16 protein-coding genes are annotated in these 18,445 nt (G+C 67.8%); 1 reads left to right on the forward strand and 15 read right to left on the reverse strand.

All coding sequences use genetic code 11. From position 1 onward, the window contains the following. The 11 genes from ACQW02_RS17535 to dnaE all read right to left on the reverse strand — a co-directional run bounded on the left by ACQW02_RS17535 (position 1) and on the right by dnaE (position 14,005). Positions 1-792, reverse strand: coding sequence for an OmpH family outer membrane protein (locus tag ACQW02_RS17535; protein ID WP_431281198.1), 792 nt, complete (start codon positions 790-792; stop codon positions 1-3). A 26-nt stretch (positions 793-818) separates the two neighbouring features. Continuing rightward, positions 819-3,134 (reverse strand): outer membrane protein assembly factor BamA, encoded by a 2,316-nt coding sequence (bamA, locus tag ACQW02_RS17540; protein WP_431281199.1) that lies wholly within the window; start codon positions 3,132-3,134, stop codon positions 819-821. Between the two features lie 110 nt (positions 3,135-3,244). Then, positions 3,245-4,351 carry an RIP metalloprotease RseP gene (gene rseP, locus ACQW02_RS17545; RefSeq protein ID WP_431281200.1) on the reverse strand — a complete coding sequence of 369 codons (1,107 nt, stop codon included), beginning with the start codon at positions 4,349-4,351 and terminating at the stop codon, positions 3,245-3,247. 30 nt (positions 4,352-4,381) lie between these two features. After that, entirely contained in the window at positions 4,382-5,569 is a 1,188-nt protein-coding gene (dxr, locus tag ACQW02_RS17550; protein WP_431281201.1) for a 1-deoxy-D-xylulose-5-phosphate reductoisomerase, read from the reverse strand. Next, the gene (locus ACQW02_RS17555; RefSeq protein WP_431281202.1) at positions 5,547-6,392 is read right to left on the reverse strand and encodes a phosphatidate cytidylyltransferase; all 846 of its coding nucleotides are present in this window, start codon (positions 6,390-6,392) and stop codon (positions 5,547-5,549) included. Before ACQW02_RS17555 ends, dxr begins: the two co-directional genes overlap by 23 nt. 4 nt (positions 6,393-6,396) lie before the next feature. Then, positions 6,397-7,071: a polyprenyl diphosphate synthase gene (uppS, locus tag ACQW02_RS17560; protein WP_431285922.1), complete on the reverse strand. Its 675-nt coding sequence runs from the start codon at positions 7,069-7,071 to the stop codon at positions 6,397-6,399. A 107-nt stretch (positions 7,072-7,178) separates the two neighbouring features. Further along, on the reverse strand, positions 7,179-7,751 hold the full coding sequence (gene frr / locus ACQW02_RS17565) for a ribosome recycling factor (RefSeq protein WP_431281203.1): 573 nt from the start codon (positions 7,749-7,751) through the stop codon (positions 7,179-7,181). A gap of 30 nt (positions 7,752-7,781) precedes the next feature. Further along, the gene (gene pyrH, locus ACQW02_RS17570; RefSeq protein ID WP_431281204.1) at positions 7,782-8,501 is read right to left on the reverse strand and encodes a UMP kinase; all 720 of its coding nucleotides are present in this window, start codon (positions 8,499-8,501) and stop codon (positions 7,782-7,784) included. Between the two features lie 68 nt (positions 8,502-8,569). Then, entirely contained in the window at positions 8,570-9,487 is a 918-nt protein-coding gene (gene tsf, locus ACQW02_RS17575) for a translation elongation factor Ts (RefSeq protein ID WP_431281205.1), read from the reverse strand. Between the two features lie 64 nt (positions 9,488-9,551). After that, positions 9,552-10,370 carry a 30S ribosomal protein S2 gene (gene rpsB, locus ACQW02_RS17580; protein WP_431281206.1) on the reverse strand — a complete coding sequence of 273 codons (819 nt, stop codon included), beginning with the start codon at positions 10,368-10,370 and terminating at the stop codon, positions 9,552-9,554. Positions 10,371-10,564: 194 nt separating this feature from the next. Continuing rightward, on the reverse strand, positions 10,565-14,005 hold the full coding sequence (dnaE, locus tag ACQW02_RS17585; protein WP_431281207.1) for a DNA polymerase III subunit alpha: 3,441 nt from the start codon (positions 14,003-14,005) through the stop codon (positions 10,565-10,567). On the opposite strand from dnaE, the gene ACQW02_RS17590 reads away from it, so the two are divergent. Beyond that, a complete protein-coding gene (locus ACQW02_RS17590) occupies positions 14,004-14,492 on the forward strand; it encodes a nucleoside deaminase (protein WP_431281208.1) in 489 nt (162 codons plus the stop codon). The genes dnaE and ACQW02_RS17590 overlap by 2 nt on opposite strands. Position 14,493: 1 nt before the next feature. Here the strand turns inward: ACQW02_RS17590 and ACQW02_RS17595 are convergent, their stop codons facing one another. The 4 genes from ACQW02_RS17595 to ACQW02_RS17610 form a co-directional block, all read right to left on the reverse strand. Next, entirely contained in the window at positions 14,494-15,174 is a 681-nt protein-coding gene (locus ACQW02_RS17595) for an ABC transporter ATP-binding protein (protein ID WP_431281209.1), read from the reverse strand. Beyond that, positions 15,167-16,423 carry a lipoprotein-releasing ABC transporter permease subunit gene (locus ACQW02_RS17600; RefSeq protein WP_431281210.1) on the reverse strand — a complete coding sequence of 419 codons (1,257 nt, stop codon included), beginning with the start codon at positions 16,421-16,423 and terminating at the stop codon, positions 15,167-15,169. Before ACQW02_RS17600 ends, ACQW02_RS17595 begins: the two co-directional genes overlap by 8 nt. Next, positions 16,423-17,727: a proline--tRNA ligase gene (gene proS / locus ACQW02_RS17605; RefSeq protein ID WP_431281211.1), complete on the reverse strand. Its 1,305-nt coding sequence runs from the start codon at positions 17,725-17,727 to the stop codon at positions 16,423-16,425. The genes ACQW02_RS17600 and proS overlap by 1 nt, the downstream gene beginning before the upstream one ends. A 452-nt stretch (positions 17,728-18,179) precedes the next feature. Continuing rightward, positions 18,180-18,443, reverse strand: coding sequence for a DUF1467 family protein (locus tag ACQW02_RS17610; protein ID WP_431281212.1), 264 nt, complete (start codon positions 18,441-18,443; stop codon positions 18,180-18,182). Positions 18,444-18,445 lie beyond the last annotated feature (2 nt).

Below are 18,445 nucleotides of genomic sequence, written 5' to 3' on the forward strand. Positions count from 1 at the left end.
TCAGTTCCGACGTGCCGGTGCGGCGGGCGCGGGCGCGGCGGGGGCCGCGGGTGCTGCGGCCGTCGGGGCCGCGGCGGGCGCGGCGCCCTCGGGCGGCAGGGTGACGTTGCGCAGGACGCGGTTGAGCTGCTGCGACACCTCGTTCGTCAGGTCGAACGGGGGGTCGTTGAAGATCACCAGCGGGCGCGGCAGCACGATGTTCACGTTGCGGCTGGCCGCGACCTGGCGGATCACCACGGCCAGCGCCTGCTCGATTTCCATCAGCGCGGCCTGGGCCATCTGCTCGATACCGCGGTTGCGGTCGCGGAAGATGCGCTGGCTGTCGGTGATGCGGTCCTGCAACAGGCGTTCACGTTCGCGCAGTTGGTCGGCCGTCAGGCTGGCGCGCTGGTTGGCGAGCGCCTGCTGCTCCTCCCGCCAGCGGCCCTGTTCGCGCTGCAGGTCGTCGTTCAGGCGCTGGCGACGGCGCTCGATTTCCTCGCGCACCGTGTTGAAGGCGGCGGACACCCGCTGCACTTCCGGCACATCGACGATACCGATCACCGCGGCCGGCGGCGGCTGTCCTGGGGCCAGCGGTGCCGGATTGGGGGCCGGGCGCGCCTGTTGCCCCTGGGGCGGGCGCTGCTGCTGCTGGCCCTGCGGCGGACGCTGCTGCTGGCCTTGCGGCGGGCGCTGCCCGCCACCCGGGACGAACCATTCCTGCCCCCCCTGCTGGGCCAGGGCGATGCCAGGCAGCAAAGGCGTGGAGATAATCAGGGCCGCCGCGAGGGCGGCGGATGCGCGAAGCGCCATGAACAACATTCCCGTCGATGAACGAATTAGAACCGCGTGCCGAAGCCGAAGCGGAAAATTTGGGTCTGGTCGTAGGACTGCTTCACCACAGCCTGCGCCACGTCCAGGTTGATCAACCCGAAGGGGCTGCGCCAGGAGATGCCGACCCCCGTGCCGACACGCGGCGACGGATCGTCGACGACGGTCGGACCGGTGACCGATTGCGACAGCGAGCCGACGTCGACGAAAGCCCGGCCGGTGATCCCGATTTCATCGGGGATCGGCAGCGGGAAGCGGAATTCGGTGCTCTGCGTCCAGATGAAGCGCCCACCCAGGCTGTCGCCCGTGGCCAGGTCGCGCGGGCCGACACCCGCGATGCGGAAACCACGCAGATTCTCGCCGCCGAGGAAGTAGCGGTCGATGATGCGTTCCTGGTCGGACCCGAGGTTTTCGATGTAGCCGATCGAACCGAGCACCGCGAGGACGTAGTTCGGATCGCCCAGCAACCGCTCGAACGGCACGTAATAGGCGCCGTCGGTGCGGGCGCGGATGAAGGCGACATCGCCGCCCAGGCCCGCGAGGTCGGTCGCCAAGCGCACGATGTAGCCCTGGCGCGGTTCCAGCCGGCTGTCGCGCCGGTCATAGGCCAGCGTCTGGCTGACCTGCGACACCAGCGACGTGCCCTGCTGCTCGAAGATATAGGGGCTCGAACCGGCGACGATGTTGTAGATCTCGCGCTGCACCAGGCTGTAGGACACCGACTGGCGCATGTATTCATTGTATTCGAAGCCGGAGCGCAGCACGAAACCAGCGCGCCGCTCGTCATAGCCCGAATACGACTGCAGGTCGCGCTGGATGTAGAACAGGTCCGCGCCGACCGCGAGGTTGCGATCCTGGAAGGACGGATCGGTGATCGAGATGTCCACCTGGCTGCGCTGCTGCGCCAGGGCCGCGTTGAAGCGCGCGTCCAACCCGCGCCCGAGCAGGTTGCGTTCGCGGATACCAAAGTCGAGCAGGAAGCCCGCATCGGTCGAATACCCGCCGCCCAGCGTGATTTCGCCGGTCGCGCGTTCGGCGACGCGGGTGTTCAGTATAGCGCGGTCCGGCGCGCTGCCGGGGCTGGGATTCACATCCACCCGGGAGAAATAGCCCAGGTCCTGGATACGCTGGCGCGACCGCCGCACCTGCGCCGCGTTCAGCGCATCGCCTTCCGCGACACGGAATTCGCGCCGGATGACGCGATCCTGGGTCCGCGTGTTGCCGACGATATCGATGCGCTCGATGAAGGTGCGCGGCCCCTCGGTCACCTCGAAGATGATCTCGATCGTCGCGGCTTCACGGTTGCGGGTGATGCGCGGATTGACCTCGACGAAGGGGAATCCGATCCGGTTCGCCCGGTCGGCCACCGCGGTGACGCTGCGCTCCACAGCGTCGCCGTCGTACCAGTCGCCGGCGGACAGCTTCAGCTCCGACGCCAGTGCCGCGATGTCGAGGTCGCGGATGGTGCCGCTGGTCTCGCTGCGGGTCACACGATAGCGGGGGCCTTCGTCGATCGTGTAGGTGACGAAGAAACCGCTGCGGTCCGGCGCCAGTTCGGCGGTGCTGCTGACGATGTTCACATCGGCATAGCCTTGCCGCAGGTAATAGCGGCGCAGCAGTTCACGGTCGAAGTTCAGCCGCTCCGGCTCAAAGGTGTCGGAGCTGGAAAGGAAGCGGTACCAGGCCGCCTCACGCGTCGCGACGACTTCTTTCAGGCGGCTGTCGGAGTAGTTGTTGTTGCCGACGAAAGCGATGCGGGACACGAGGGTCGTGTCGCCCTCGAAGATTTCATAGACGACATCGACGCGATTCTGTTCGAGTTCGATGACCTTGGGCGTCACGCGGGCATTGTAGCGACCACGCCGGGCGTAGAGTTCCAGCAGGCGCGTCGCGTCGCCCTGCGCCGCCTGCGGCGTGAACACGGCGCGCGGACGGGTCTGCACCTCGGGGCGCAGCACGTCGTCGCTGAGCTTGCGGTTGCCTTCGAAGGCCACGCGATTGACGATCGGATTTTCCACCACGCGCACGACGATGACACCGCCCTGGGGCGTGATCGTCACGTCGCGGAACAGGCCCGTCGCGAACAAGGTGCGCAGGCTGCGGTCCAGCCGGTCCGGGTCCATCGGGTCGCCGGGTTGCAGCAGCATGTAGGACCGGATGGTGTCCGCCTCGATGCGCTGGTTGCCCTGCACATCGATGGAGGTCACGCCGCCCGATGGGATCGACACCGGCGCGGCGCGCCGCTGCTGCGCCATACCAGGAACCGCCAGGGTGAGTGTCACAAGGCAGGACGCTGCGAACAGCAGGGCGCGGCTGAGGGTCAAGGTAAGTTCCTGGCGGGGTCCTGGCCGACGGGCCGGGACGTTGCGGGCGGACCACACTACCCCGGCGCGGCCCGCAGCGCCAACCCTGGCGCGCGAACCGCCCCCGGGCATCACCCGAACAGCGCCGCCGCCCAGCGAAATACGCCAAAGCTGGCCAGGTCATTCCACGTCGCGAAGACGAACAGGGCAATCAAAAGGGCGAAGCCGGCGCGGAAGCCATACTCCACGGCCTGCTGTGGCAGCGGTTTCCCGCGGATCGCCTCGGCAGCATAGAAAACCAGGTGCCCGCCATCCAGCACGGGAATCGGAAACAGGTTGATCAGCGCCAGGTTGACCGACAGGACCGCCATGAAGGTGACCAGGCTGGCGATGCCCATCGTCGCGACCTGGCCTGACAGCTGCGCGATCTTCAGCGGGCCGCCCAGTTCCTCCGTCCCGCGCTGACCCGAGACCATCTGCCACAGGCCTTGCAACGTCTGCACCGAGACATCGCCGGTATGCGCGACACCGGCCCAAAGGGCCGTCACGGGGTTCATCCGCTCGAACGCCGGCACGCCACCGCTGATGCCCAGGCGCCCATCGGACGACCCCGGCCGTGCCTCGGGCGTGGCGCGCAGCGTGTCTTCCTGGCCGTTGGCGCGCACGACGCCCACGTCGATCGGTACGCCGGCGCGGGGCTGGACATGGGCCTGCACCTGTTCGAACCGCGCGACGGCCTGGCCGTCCAGCGACACGATGCGATCGCCCGCCAGCAGCCCCGCGCGGGCCGCGGGCGAGCCTTCGGCCACGCTGGCGACCAAGGTCGTGGGGACCGGCTGGCCGACGGTGGCGAAGAGCCCCGCGAACAACACCGCCGCCAGCACGAAATTGGCGATGGGGCCGGCCGCGACCACGATGGCGCGGTCCAGCACGGGCTTTTCGTGGAAGGTCTCGCCGCCGCGCCAGGTGGCGCGCACCTCGTCCGAGACATCTTCCGGCCGTTCCTGGCCGTGCAATTTCACGTAGCCGCCCAGCGGCAGCCAGGCCAGGCGCCATTCGGTGCCCCGGCTGTCCTGCCATGTCGCGATCGCGCGCCCGAAGCCGATCGAGAAGCGTTCCACATGCACGCCCCGCCACCGCGCGGCCAGGTAATGGCCAAGCTCATGGATGAAGACGAGCACGCCCAGCACCACCAGGAAGGCGACCACGGTGCGGAACGGTTCAGGCAGGAAATCCAAGTGGGAAACTCCAGATAAAAGTAACGCGGTTCAGGCTGCGGCCAGGACCCCGTCGGCCTGGCGCCGCGCCACGGCATCCAGCGCAAAGACCTCATCCAGGTCGGCCACCGGCGGCGCGCCCAGGCGATCCAGCACCCGCGCCACCAGATCGGCGATCCCGAGGAACGACAGCCGGCCGCCCAGAAAGGCATCCACCGCGACCTCATTGGCCGCATTCAGAATGGTGGGGGCGCCGCCCCCCGCGCTCAAGGCCTCGCGGGCCAGGCGCAGGGCCGGAAAACGTTTTGTATCGGGGGCGAAGAAGTCCAGCCGCGCCAGCGCCGCCAGGTCCAGCCGCGGCACATCGGCCACCATGCGCCGCGGCCAGGCCAGGCAATGGGCGATCGGGGTGCGCATGTCGGGCGACCCGAGTTGCGCCAGCATCGACCCGTCAGTGAACTGCACCAGCCCGTGCACCGCCGATTGCGGATGCACCAGCACCTCGATCCGGTGGAGCGGGAGGCCGAACAGGCGGGCGGCCTCGATCACCTCCAGCCCCTTGTTCATCATGGTCGCCGAATCGACGCTGATCTTGGCGCCCATGGACCAGACCGGGTGATTCACCGCCTGCGCCGGGGTCACCGCCGCCAGGGCCGCGTCATCCATCAGGCGGCACGGCCCGCCCGATGCCGTCAGCACGATCTTTTCGACCGAGTCGAGCCCATGGCCCTGCAGCGCCTGGAAGATCGCATTGTGTTCGGAATCAACCGGCAACAGCGTGGCGCCAGAGGCCGCGGCGGCCGCCAGCATCACATCGCCGGCGCAAACCAGCGCCTCCTTGTTGGCCAGCGCGACGATCCGCCCCTGCGCCAGGGCCGCGAGGGTCGGCCGCAAGCCGGCGGCGCCGACGATGGCGGCCATGGTCCAGTCGGCGGCAAGCGAGGCCGCCTCGTGCAACGCCTCGGCGCCGGCACCGTGGCGCAAGCCGCTGCCGGCCAGGGCATCGCGCAGCGCGGGGCCGGATTCTGCCTCGGCCACCACGGTCAATTCGGGCCGTAGCCGCAGCGCCAGGGCGGCCAGCGCCGCCACATCGCGGTTCGCGGTCAAGGCCACCACGACAAAGGCCCCGGCCGGCGCCGCATCGATCAAGGCCACGGTGCTGCGCCCGACCGAACCGGTCGCGCCCAGGATGGTGATGCGCTTGCTCACCGACCCATCATTTCCAAAGCGGCACCCCATAGCCCACCCATAGTGCCAGCAGCGCCGCCACGGGGGCCGCGGCCAAGACCCCGTCCAGGCGGTCGAGCAAGCCACCATGGCCGGGAATGAGGCTGGAGGTGTCCTTCACATGGAAATGCCGCTTGATCGCGCTTTCCAGCAGGTCGCCCGCCTGGGTCGCGACCCCCAGGATGGCGGCGACGGCGATCACCCGCCCGATCGGCCCGGGCGCCATCGCCGCGGCCACGGCCAGCCCGGCCAGCATGGACGCGACCAACCCGCCGACCGACCCCGCCCAGGTCTTGCCGGGTGAGATCGCGGGCGCCAGCTTCGGTCCGCCAATCAGCCGCCCGGCGATATAGGCCCCGCTGTCGCTGGCCCAGACGACGGCGAACAGGAACAGCACATTGGCCAGGCCGGCGTCGTTGTCGTGACGCAGCTCGATCAGGGCCAGCCCCGCCAGGCCGATGTAGAGGACGCCCGCCGCCAGCCACCCCGGCGGCTTTTCGGGCGCTTCGGCCCCGCGCAGCCGCCCGGCGATCGCCCAGGTGGCCACGGTGCCAAGGCCAAGGACGATCAGCGCCGCCCGTGCCTCACCCACCACCGACAGCGCGCCGGCCAGCAGCACCACGGCCGGCAGCGCCGCCCCGGGCAGCACCCGCGTCCGCAACCCGCACAGATGCACCCATTCCCAGGCCAGCACCGACACGCAGAGCGCCATCAGCGCGGTCCAGGGTTCGGCCCCCAGCCAGATACAGGCGATCGCGGCCGGCAACAGCACGGCGGCGGACAGAATCCGCTTGCGCAGGTCGCGCCAATCCTTGCCCGTGGCGACAGCCGACACGCGGTCAGCCTGCCCGGAGGCCGAAACGCCGTTCGCGCCGGGCGAAATCGGCCAAGGCCGCGCGCAGATGGTCGGGACCGAAATCCGGCCACAACACGTCGGGGAAGGCGAATTCGGCATAGGCCGCCTGCCACAGCAGGAAATTCGACAGCCGCTGCTCGCCGGAGGTCCGGATCACCAGGTCGGGGTCGGGCATCCCCGCGGTGGACAGGTGCTGGGACAGCAGGTCCTCGGTCACCTCGGCGGGTTTGATGCGGCCGGCCGCCACGCCTTCGGCGATGGCGCGGGCCGCGGCCGCGATTTCCGACCTTGCGCCGTAGGAAAGCGCGACATTCAAGTTCAGCCGGGTGCCGCCGGCGGTGCGGGCCTCGGCCGAGGCCGCGGCTTCGGCGATGTCGGTGCCGAAGCGGTGGCGATCGCCGATCACCCGCAGGCGGATGCCGTTGCGCACCAACTGGCCGACCTCATGCCGCAGATACAGGCCAAGCAACCCGGTCAGGTCGCTGATCTCATCCTCCGGCCGGTTCCAGTTTTCGGAGGAGAAGGCGAACAGGGTCAGCCAGGAAATGCCGGCTTCGGCGGCGGCCTGGATCGTGCGGCGGGCCGCATCGGCGCCGGCCTTGTGGCCCATGACCTTGGGCAGGCCCCGCGCTTCCGCCCAGCGCCGGTTGCCGTCCATGATGATGCCGACATGCGTCGGCACGCGCGCGCTGGGCGTGGCCAGGACTTGGCCGGGCTCAGCGATCCTCGGGGCGGCAATCGACGTGTTGGGCAGGGATCCAGGCATCAGACAGTCTTGATGTCCTTCTCCTTCTCCGCCAGCACCGTGTCGATCGACTTGATGTACTGGTCGGTCAGCTTCTGGACCTGGTCGGTCCAGTCCTTCGCCTCATCCTGCCCGATTGGCGCCTTCTTGTCTTTCTCGGCCGATTTGATCTGCTCCATGCCGTCGCGGCGAACGCCACGGATCGAGATCTTGGTCGCCTCGGCGTATTTCCCAGCAGCCTTCACCAGGTCGTTACGGCGTTCCTGCGTCAGCGGCGGCAAGGGCACGCGGATCACCTGGCCCTCGGTCTGCGGATTGAAGCCGAGGTTGGCTTCGCGGATCGCGGCCTCCACCGACTTGACCAGCGACTTGTCCCAGACCTGCACGGACAGCAGCCCCGGTCCCGCGACCGAAACGCTGGCGACCTGGTTCAGCGCGGTGTTGTTGCCATAGGCGTCGACCCGGACCGGTTCCAGCAGCGCCGGGCTCGGGCGGCCGGTGCGCAGGCCCTGGAACTCCTTCTTCAGGGTCTCCATCGCGCCATCCATGCGGCGCGTCAGGTCCTGTTTCAGCGAAGCGAGGTCGATGGGCATGGCGGTGCTCCCAGCACGAAAAACGAAGTCTTAGGGATCGACGACGGTGGTGAACTTGCCTTCGCCCTTGATGACCGCGGTGAAGGCGCCGGGTTCGTGGATGTTGAAGACGATGATGGGCAAGTGGTTTTCCCGCGCCAGGCTGATCGCGGCGGCGTCCATCACCGTCAGATCCTGGGCCAGGATGTCGTGGTAGGTCAGGGTCTCGTATCGCACGGCGCGCGGGTTCTTGCGCGGATCGGCCGAATAGATGCCATCGACCTGCGTGCCCTTCAGCAACGCGTCGCAGCCCATTTCCGCCGCGCGCAGGGCGGCGGCGGTGTCGGTCGTGAAGAAAGGGTTGCCAGTGCCGGCGGCGAAGATCACGACGCGGCCCTTTTCCATGTGCCGCACGGCGCGGCGACGGATGAAGGGTTCGCAGAGCGAGGCCATGGAAATCGCCGATTGCACCCGCGTCTGCACGCCGACGGCCTCCAGCGCGTTCTGCATGGCCAGGGCGTTCATCACGGTCGCCAGCATGCCCATGCCATCGGCCTGGGCGCGGTCCATGCCGGCCGAGGCGCCGGACACACCACGGAAGATGTTGCCGCCACCGATGACCAGGCAGACGTCGACGCCCAGATCCCGGACGCCACGCACATCCGCGGCGATCGCTTTCACGACGCGGGTATCAAGCCCGTAATCCCGGTCGCCCAAAAGGGCTTCGCCCGAGACCTTGAGAAGCACGCGCTTGTATCGCGGCTCGGTCATGGCGACTCCTTCGGATGGGCAGTTTAGGGAGTGGTTGGCGGGGGCGGCAAGTCCGCCCCCGGCCGTATTCAACCGGTGACGCCGCCCGCGGCCGCGACCTCGGCCGCGAAATCGGCGACCGGTGCCTTTTCCACGCCTTCACCCAGGTGGAAGCGGGCGAAACCGGTCAGCTTGGCGCCGGCCTTTTCCACCACGGCCTTCACGCGGCTTTCGCCGTCATGCACCCAGACCTGCTCCAGCAGCACCACTTCCTCGTAGAACTTGCGGATGCGGCCTTCGACCATCTTGGCGATGATCGCTTCCGGCTTGCCCGAACCGCTGGCCTGTTCGGTCAGCACCGCCTTCTCGCGCTCCAGCGCGGAGGGGTCGACGCCATCGACGTTCAGCGATTCCGGCTTGGTCGCGGCGACATGCATGCCGATCTGGCGGCCCAGCAGTTCAAAGGCCTCCGACTCGGAGGGGGCTTCGAGCGCGATCAGCACGCCGATCTTGCCCAGGCCCGGCTTCACCGCATTGTGCATATAGGTCGCGACGGTGCCCGACGGCACGCGCAGCACCTTGGCGCGGCGGATCGTCATGTTCTCGCCGATCGTGGCGATCAGGCGGGTCAGTTCCTCGGCGACGCTGTGGCGCGTGCCCGGATACTGCGCGGCCTTCAGCTTCTCCAGGTCGTCGCCGACCGACAGAGTCAGCCCGGCGACTTCGGCGACGAAGGTCTGGAAGGGTTCGCTGCGGCCGACGAAATCGGTTTCGGCGTTGACTTCGACCATGCCGGCGACCTTCGGGCCGGAGGCGACGCCCACCAGACCTTCGGTCGCGGCACGGCCAGCCTTCTTGGCGGCCTGGGACAGGCCCTTCTTACGCAGCCAGTCGATCGCGGCTTCCATGTCGCCGTTGTTTTCGACCAGGGCCTTCTTGCAATCCATCATGCCCGCGCCGGTACGTTCGCGCAGGTCACGCACCAGGGCGGCGGTGATTTCGGCCATCGGAAACTCTCCCGTGGGTAAACAGGAATGGGCCGGCGCGCGGGGTCGCGCGCCGGCGAAAGGATCAGGCGCCTTCGGCGGGGGCTTCGAGCTGGGCTTCCGGCAGCATGTGCCCGGCCTCGTCGATCGCGACCTCCGGCATCACTTCCGGGGCCAGGTCCTCGGCAGCGCCGATGTCCAGGCCGCTGGCCTGCAGGTTGGCGCTGATGCCTTCCAGCACGGCGCCGGCGATGGCGTCGCAATAGAGCGTGATGGCGCGGATCGCGTCATCATTGCCCGGGATCGGGAAGGCGATGCCGCTGGGATCGGCGTTGCTGTCCAGCACGGCGATGACGGGAATGCCGAGCTTGTTGGCTTCCTCGATCGCCAGCTTCTCCTTGACCGTGTCGATCACGAAGATGATGTCGGGCAGGCCGCCCATTTCGCGGATGCCACCGAGCGCGCGGTCCAGCTTCTCCCGGTCGCGGGTCAGCATCAGGACCTCTTTCTTGGTCAGGCCCTGGGTATTGCCGCCAAGCTGCTCGTCCATCTGCTTCAGGCGCTTGATGCTGCCCGTGATGGTCTTCCAGTTGGTCAGCATGCCGCCGAGCCAACGGTGGTTCACGTAATACTGGCCGCAGCGCGTCGCGCTTTCGGCCACGTATTCGGCCGCGGCCTTCTTCGTGCCGACGAAGAGCACGCGGCCACCGGCGCCGACCACGTCGCGCACGGCGCGCAGGGCGCGGTCCATCAGGGGCACGGTCTGCTGCAGGTCCAGGATGTGGACCTGGTTGCGGATGCCGAAGATGAACGGCGCCATCTTCGGGTTCCAACGGCGCGTGTGGTGGCCGAAGTGCACGCCAGCTTCGAGCAGGCCGCGCAGGGAAACGTCAGGCATAGCCATGGGTCATGTCTTCCTTCATCTGGAGTCCGGTTGAGCCTCCGCGGCACGAAGCCCGGCAAGTGCCGGGACCGGACCCTGCCCGGTGTCGGGGAAGGGTGTGCCGCGTGCGGATTTGCCGCCCCGGGGTTCCCCCCTGGCCGGCGCGGCGGGTTATGGCCGAACCCCGCCGTTTCGACAAGTCTTACGAAGGCCCCTCAGGCGACGCGGACGGCACCGACCCCGGGCAGCATCTTGATGGCCTGGGCCAGGCGGGGGCCGGTGTTGAACAGCCCCGGCAGGGCGACTTCGACCTCAAGCCGGGCCTCGGGCGGGCCGTCCAGGCGCGGCAGCAGGATCACCCGGCCTTTGCCCCTCCCCTCCCGCGCCAGCAGGTCCCGGATGATGGGCATGGCATCGGCGCGTTCCAGCACGATCCGCATCTCCTGCCCCACCCCGGCGGCGGCGCGTTCCAGGCCTTCGACCTCGGAGGCGGTCAGGCGCAGGGTCTCGCCCTCCATCTTGGCATCGGCCGTGACCATGATGGCGGTGCCTTCGGTCAGCAGTTCGCGGCAGCGGGACAGGGTTTCGGAGAACAACGTCACCTCGAAACCGCCGGCGCCATCCGACAGCCGGACCCAGGCCATGCGGCTGCCGGTCTTGGTGTTGCGTTCCTTCACGTTCACCACGGTGCCCGCGACCTTCATGCGGGTGACGCCGGCGCGGGCGCGATCGGCCAGATGGGCCGATCCGACGACGCCCAGCCGCTTCAGGGCGCCCTGGTAGGCATCGAGGGGATGGGCCGAGAGGTGGAAGCCGATGGCCTCGGCTTCCTGGGTCAGCCGTTCGAGTTCCGGCCAATCAGGCATGTCCGGCAGGCGCAGGGGATCGGGCGTGCCGCCGCCGCCGAACAGGCCGATCTGGCTGGAAACCCGTTCCTCCGCCGTCGCCTGGGCGCGGCGCAGCACCGTCTCGGCGCCGGTGACCAGGCGGGCGCGATTGGGTTCCAGGCTGTCGAAGGCGCCGGCGCGGGCCAGGTTTTCCAGTTGCAGCTTGTTGAGCAGCTTCGGGTCTACCCGCTCCGCGAAGTCGGCGAGCGACGCGAAAGGCCCGGCCGCATCCCGGGCCGCCACCATGTCGCGCATCGCCTGTTCGCCGACCCGTTTCACCGCCGCCAGGGCAAAACGGATGGCCTGGGTGCCGTTGTGGTCCTCGACCCGGAAGGCCGCGCCGGAGCGGTTCACATCGGGCGACAGGACCTTGATGCCGAGGCGCGACGCCTCCTGCATATGCACCGCCAGCTTGTCGGTATTGCCGAGGTCCAGCGTCATCGAGGCCGCGAGGAAGGCCACGGTATGATTGGCCTTCAGCCAGGCGGTCTGCCAGGAAATCAACGCGTAGGCGGCGGCGTGCGACTTGTTGAAGCCGTATTCCGCGAATTTTTCCATCAGGTCGAAGATTTCGGTCGCCTTGTCGGCGGGAATGCCCCGTTCGACCGCGCCCTTGCTGAAAATGGCGCGCTGGTCCGCCATCTCCTTGGCGTTCTTCTTGCCCATCGCGCGCCGCAACAGGTCGGCGCCGCCCAGACTGTAGCCGGCCAGTTCCTGCGCAATGCGCATGACCTGTTCCTGGTAGACCAGGATGCCGTAGGTCTCCTCGACCGCCTCCTTCATCTTCGGATGCGGCGCGTCCCAGGCTTCGCCATGCTTGCGGGCGCAATAGGCCGGGATATTGGCCATCGGACCCGGTCGGTAGAGCGAGACGGCGGCGATCAGGTCCTCGAACCTGTCAGGCTTCATCGCGCGCAACACGTCGCGCATGCCCTGGCTTTCGAACTGGAACACCCCGGCGGCATCGCCCCGGCACAGCATGGCCCAGGTTTTTTCGTCCGTTTCCGGCAGCGTGGCCAGGTCGATCACCACCCCCTGCTCCGCCAGGATCTCCAGGCAGCGTTGCAGGACGGTGAGCGTCTTCAGCCCCAAAAAATCGAATTTTACGAGCGACGCCTGCTCGACGTATTTCATCGAGTATTGCGTGACCAGCATGTCGGACTTCGGGTCGCGGAACAGCGGCACGATGTCGATCAGCGGGCCACGGCCGATCACGATGCCGGCGGCGTGGGTCGAGGCGTTGCGGTACAGCCCCTCCAGGTTCAGCGCGGTGGACAGCAGGCTGTTCACGCCCTCGTCGGTCGCCTGCATCTCGCGCAGGCGTGGTTCGCCCTCGATCGCCTGGGCCAGGGTCACGGGCTTGGCCGGGTTGTTGGGGATCAGGGTCGCGATGCGTTCGGTCTGGCCGTAGCCCATGCCCATGACGCGGCCGACGTCCTTGACCGCGGCGCGGGCCTGCAAGCGGCCGAAGGTGATGATCTGGGCGACCCGGTCCTCGCCATATTCCCGGCGGACATATTGGATCACCTCGTCCCGCCGGTCCTGACAAAAATCGATGTCGAAGTCGGGCATCGACACGCGATCGGGGTTCAGGAAGCGTTCGAACAACAGGCCCCAGCGCAGCGGGTCGAGGTCGGTGATGGTCAGCGCCCAGGCGGCGACGGAGCCGGCACCCGACCCACGCCCAGGTCCCACCGGGATCCCCTGCTGCTTCGCCCATTGGATGAAGTCGGCGACGATGAGGAAGTAGCCGGAGAAGCCCATCCGCTCGATCACGCCGAGTTCGTAGGTCAGGCGTTCGTGGTAGCGAGCGCGGGTGGGCGCATCGGTATCGCGCAGCCGCAGGTCCAGACCCTGGCGCGCCATTTCGGCGATGGTTTCGCTTTCCGACATGCCGGGCCGGACTTTTGGGCAGAGCGGCAGTTCGGGCTTTTTCGATTCGGCCATGACGGCGCAGGAACGTGCGATGGCCAAGGTGTTGTCGCAGGCTTCGGCGAGGTCGTGGAAGGCGGCGCGCATCATGGCGGCCGGCTTGAACCAGGCCTCGGGCGACACGCGGCGGCGGTCGCGGGCGCCGATGGTGGTGCCTTCGGCGATGCAGAGCAGCGCGTCATGGGCGGGGTGCATGTCGGCGGTCGCGAATTGCACGTCATTGGCGGCAACGATTGGCAGGCCGCGGGCATCGGCCAGGGCCAGCAGGCCCGGTTCGACCGCCGCATCCAGGGCTGTCCCGTGGCGATGCAATTCGACGGCGCAACGCCCGGCAAAGGCCTCCGCCAGGCTACCCAGCATGCCTTCGGCCGCGTCCCGCCGCCCTTCGGCGAGCAGGCGCCCCAGGGGACCCGTGCTGCCAGCCGTCAACACCCAGAGCCCGGCGGCATTGTCACAGATCTCACGCAGGCCCAAGGCCGGTTTGCCGGAGGGATCGCCGCCCATGTACCCAAGCGAGGACAGCCGCTGCAGGTTGGAAAATCCGGTCGAATCGGCGGCCAGCAGGATGAGTGGATCGGGCGGCACCGGCAGGCCCGGCCGCTGGTCCGCCGGCGGGCGCGCCAGCCACAACTGGCAGCCCATGATCGGCTGCACGCCCTTGCCCACCGCGTATTGGGCGAACTCCAACGCCCCGAACAGATTGCCCGAATCGGTCAGCGCCACCGCCGGCTGGCCATCCGCGCGGGCCAGCGTCGGCAGCTTGTCGGCCTTGATCGCGCCCTCCGACAACGAGTAGGCGGAATGGGTATGCAGATGGACGAAGGAGGCAGCGGTCATGGACCAAGACTATCACGCCCAGCCGCATGACAAGACCCTGCTGCGCCGCGCCATCGCGCTATCGGTGGAAAGCCATGCGGCTGGGCAGCACCCGTTTGGCGCCCTGCTGGCCGATGCAGAAGGCCGCGTGCTGATCGAGGCGCTGAACGGCTTTCTGCCCGCCGGCGACGGCACCGCCCATGCGGAACGCCTGGTCGCGACCCGCGCCTGCATCGAACTGCCGGCCGAAACCCGGGCGGGTGCGACGCTGTATTCCAGCGCCGAACCCTGCGCGATGTGCGCGGGGGCGATCTATTGGGCCGGGATCGGGCGGGTGGTCTTTGGCCTGTCGGAACACCGGATGAAGACGATGATCGGCCCGCACCCTGACAACCTGACGATGGACCTGCCCTGCCGGACCGTTTTTGCCGCGGGCCAGCGCGCCATCGCCGTGGTTGGCCCGATGCTGGAGGATGAGGCTGCGGCCCCGCACCACGGCGCCTGGTAGGTCAGACCGGAACGACGTGCCCGTTGCGCAAGGTCACGGTGCGATCCATCCGCGCCGCCAGGCCGGGATTGTGGGTCGCGATCAGTGCCGCCAGCCCATGTTGCCGCACGAGCCCCAGCAATTCATCGAACACGCGGTCGGATGTCGCGACATCCAGATTGCCCGTCGGTTCATCGGCGAGGAGCAAGGTCGGACGGTTGGCGAGGGCGCGGGCGATCGCGACGCGTTGCTGCTCGCCGCCAGATAGTTTCCCGGGCCGATGACCTGCACGGCCATCGAGACCGAAGGCCCCCAGCAATTCATGGCCGCGCGCGTCGGCATCCTTGCGCGCCACGCCCGCCGCCATTTGCGGCAGGGCGATGTTCTCCAGCGCGGTGAATTCCGGCAGCAGGTGATGCGCCTGATAGACGAAGCCGATCGTCGACCGCCGGATCGCCGTGCGACCGCCATCATCAAGGGTGCCGGCGGCCCGGCCCTGCACAAAAACCTCTCCGCCATCGGGGCGTTCCAACAGCCCGGCCAGGTGCAACAAGGTGGATTTGCCAGTGCCCGAGGGCGCGACCAGAGCCACGATTTCGCCGGCCACAATCGACAGGTCGGCGCCTTGCAAGACCTCCAGCACGCCGGCCTCGGTCTTGAAACGGCGTTCGACGGCGGCAAGCCGCAGCACAGGCTCACTCATTGCGCAGGGCCACCACGGGGTCGGTGCGCGCCGCGCGCCAGGAGGGATAGACGGTTGCGAGCAGCGACAGGCCGAGCCCCATCAGGATGACCTGCGTCACCTCGTTGGGGTCCACCACGGCGGGCAGGCGCGTGAGGAAGTAGATCTCCGCGCTGAACAATTCCGTGCCCGAGAGGGACTGCAGGAACTGCCGGATGTCCTCGATGTAGCGGCAGAAGACCAGGCCGATGAGGGCGCCGGTCGCGGTGCCGAGCACGCCGACCGAGGCGCCGCAGAGCAAAAAGATCCGCAGGATCGCGCCCTGCGTCGCGCCGACGGTGCGCAGGATGGCGATGTCGCGCCCCTTGTCCTTCACCAGCATGATCAGCGAGGAGACGATGTTGAACGCCGCCACGATGATGATGAGCGTCAGGATCAGGAACATCACGTTGCGTTCCACCTGCACCGCGTTGAAGAAGGCGCTGTTGGCATCCTGCCAGTCCAGCACACGAATGGCTGGCCCATCGGCGAAGGCGCGCAGGATTTCGCGAGTGACGGCGCGGACGCGGGATGGGTCGGTGACGAAGACCTCAACCTGGGTGACCGCGTTCGGCGTCTGGAAGAAGATCTGCGCCGCGGCGAGCGGCAGGAAGACATAGCCGCCGTCGTATTCGGCCATCCCCGCTTCGAACAACCCGACGATGCGATAGGCGCGAACCCGCGGCACCGTGCCGATCACGGTGGTGCGCCCCTGCGGGCTGACCAGCGAAATGCGGTCGCCCACCGTCAGGCGCAGCCGTTGAGCAAGCCTGGTGCCGATGACGATGACGTCGTCGCCCTCAAACTGCGCCAGCGATCCGATGCGGATGTTGTCGGCGATGACAGCCTTGGCACGAAGATCTTCTGGACGGATGCCACGGGCGATGCCGCCGGCGGCCCCGCCGTATTCCGACGTGAAGAGCACCTGGCCCTCCACGATCGGCGTCGCCGAAACCACGCCAGGAAGCATGCGCAGCCGCGCCACGACCGGGTCGAAATCCGTCAGCGAGGATCCGGCCTGGGCATAGACGCCCAGATGCCCGTTCAGCCCCAGGATCCGCCCCAACAATTCGGCGCGGAAGCCGTTCATCACGCTCATCACGATGATCAGCGTGGCGACACCCAACGCGATGCCGACCAGCGAGAAGATGGCGATGACCGAGACGAACCGCTCACCCTTGCGGGCGCGCAGGTAGCGAAAGGCGATCGCGCGTTCGAAGGGCCCGAACATCAGCCGAGGATTTTTGCCAGCGCGTCCTCGGGGCTGAGTTCCTGCTTTTCCCCGGTCGCGCGCCGCTTCAACTCCACGCGGCCGGCCGCGGCGCCGCGCGGACCGACCACGACCTGCCAGGGATGGCCGAGCAAATCGGCGTCGGCGAACTTCGCCCCTGCCCGCTCGCTGCGGTCATCGTAGATGGCGTCCGGGATCGCGACGTACATCCGCTCGCACAGCGCATCGCAGGCGGCATCGCCTTGCTTGAGGTTGATCACCACCGCCGGCCAAGGGGCCACGGCATCCGGCCATTTGATCCCGGCGTCGTCGTGGTTCGCCTCGATCAGCGCGCCCACCAGGCGCGAGACGCCGATGCCGTAGGAGCCCATTTCGGGGATCACCTGGGCGCCGTCCGGCCCCGCGACCGACAGGCCCATCGCCTTGGAATACTTGGTGCCGAAATAGAAGATATGGCCGACCTCGATGCCGCGGGCGGAGACCTGGTCCCCGGCCGGGACGGCGTTCCAGGCGGCTTCGTCGTGCTTTTCGTCGGTCGCGGCGTAGCGGCTGGTCCAGAAATCCATCAGCGGCTTCAGGTCGCCATCATAGTCCGGCGTGGCGGCCAGTGCATCGAAGGCCAGCAGGTCGCGGTGCAGATAGACCTGCGACTCGCCGGTTTCGGCCAGGATGATGAATTCATGCGACAGGTTGCCGCCGATCGGGCCGGTATCGGCCTGCATCGGGATCGCCTTCAGCCCCATGCGGGCAAAGGTCCGCAGGTAGGCGACGAACATCTGGCGGTAGGAGTGCTGTGCCGCCTCCTGCGTCAGGTCGAAGGAATAGGCATCCTTCATCAGGAATTCGCGGCCGCGCATCACGCCGAAGCGGGGGCGCACCTCGTCCCGGAACTTCCATTGGATGTGATAGAGGTTGCGCGGCAGGTCGCGGTAGGACCGGGCGTAGCCCTTGAAGAGGTCGGTGACCATTTCCTCGTTGGTCGGCCCGAACAGCATGTCCCGCTCCGCGCGGTCCTTGATGCGCAGCATTTCCTTGCCGTAGTCGTCGTAGCGCCCGCTTTCGCGCCACAGGTCGGCCGATTGGATGGTCGGCATCAGGATTTCCTGGGCACCGGCCCGGTCCTGCTCCTCCCGCACGATGTCGGCGACCTTGTTCAGCACCCGCAGGCCCGCCGGGAGCCAAGCGTAGATGCCCGCGCTGGTCTGCCGCACGAGTCCCGCGCGGAGCATCAGGCGGTGGGAGACGATCTGCGCCTCGGCCGGGGTTTCTTTCAGGGTGGGCAGGAAGGCACGGGAAAGGCGCAAAACGCGAGGCTCCTGATCGGGCGGCGGCGCACCCTAGGCGGTTTTGTCGCGCCGCAAAACCAAGGCCCTGCAAATGCCTTACAGCCTTCGTTTCGCGCTGCGATGCAGCAAGAAAAATACGCCAGACGGCATCACAAGATAATTTTTCTGCGGTTTACACGCCTTAACACGGCAGAAATCGCTTGGCGGCGGCCTGCCAGACGGCTAATAAAAAAACGGGCCGCAACCCATAAGGGTGCGGCCCGAGTTTAGGGAGGAAACGCCAGTCACACGGCAGAGAGAGGACCAGCCCTCTCTCTGAAAAACAGACTGACGGACCAGCGCCGATACAACAACGCGAAACGCGGGGTCGAGCGCAGCAAATTAGCGGTGATAATCGCAATTTGCGCTAAAGATGGGCGACGGATGGGATAGACCCCCTCTGTCGCCCCTTTTTTATGCATCGCGCCCGGTCAGCGCACCGGCATCGCCAGCCAGCCCGACCGGAACGACAGATACTCGCTTTGGATCAGCCACCAGACGCCAGCGAAGATCACGCCCGCAATGAGCGTGGTCGCCAACATCTTGGCCCCAATCCGCGCCGCCAATGGCGCCCCGCGCCAATTACCCGTGGTTTCCTGCCCCCCGCTGTCGGGACGCACCCCGACCGGGAGGACGGCGAAGAGCACCGTCCACCAGATCAGGAAATACACCACGACAGCGGTGAGCATGGTCATGA

The organism is Humitalea sp. 24SJ18S-53, from assembly GCF_050632385.1.
GTDB lineage: Bacteria > Pseudomonadota > Alphaproteobacteria > Acetobacterales > Acetobacteraceae > Humitalea.

Bases quoted from the DNA above. Each gene is read 5' to 3' on its own strand.
- ACQW02_RS17535 (WP_431281198.1), bottom strand. From the start codon at position 792: ATGGCGCTTCGCGCATCCGCCGCCCTCGCGGCGGCCCTGATTATCTCC.
- dxr (WP_431281201.1), bottom strand. From the start codon at position 5,569: ATGGGGTGCCGCTTTGGAAATGATGGGTCGGTGAGCAAGCGCATCACC.
- uppS (WP_431285922.1), bottom strand. From the start codon at position 7,071: ATGGACGGCAACCGGCGCTGGGCGGAAGCGCGGGGCCTGCCCAAGGTC.
- frr (WP_431281203.1), bottom strand. From the start codon at position 7,751: ATGCCCATCGACCTCGCTTCGCTGAAACAGGACCTGACGCGCCGCATG.
- pyrH (WP_431281204.1), bottom strand. From the start codon at position 8,501: ATGACCGAGCCGCGATACAAGCGCGTGCTTCTCAAGGTCTCGGGCGAA.
- tsf (WP_431281205.1), bottom strand. From the start codon at position 9,487: ATGGCCGAAATCACCGCCGCCCTGGTGCGTGACCTGCGCGAACGTACC.
- rpsB (WP_431281206.1), bottom strand. From the start codon at position 10,370: ATGGCTATGCCTGACGTTTCCCTGCGCGGCCTGCTCGAAGCTGGCGTG.
- ACQW02_RS17590 (WP_431281208.1), top strand. From the start codon at position 14,004: ATGGACCAAGACTATCACGCCCAGCCGCATGACAAGACCCTGCTGCGC.
- dnaE (WP_431281207.1), bottom strand. From the start codon at position 14,005: ATGACCGCTGCCTCCTTCGTCCATCTGCATACCCATTCCGCCTACTCG.
- ACQW02_RS17595 (WP_431281209.1), bottom strand. From the start codon at position 15,174: ATGAGTGAGCCTGTGCTGCGGCTTGCCGCCGTCGAACGCCGTTTCAAG.
- ACQW02_RS17600 (WP_431281210.1), bottom strand. From the start codon at position 16,423: ATGTTCGGGCCCTTCGAACGCGCGATCGCCTTTCGCTACCTGCGCGCC.
- ACQW02_RS17610 (WP_431281212.1), bottom strand. From the start codon at position 18,443: ATGACCATGCTCACCGCTGTCGTGGTGTATTTCCTGATCTGGTGGACG.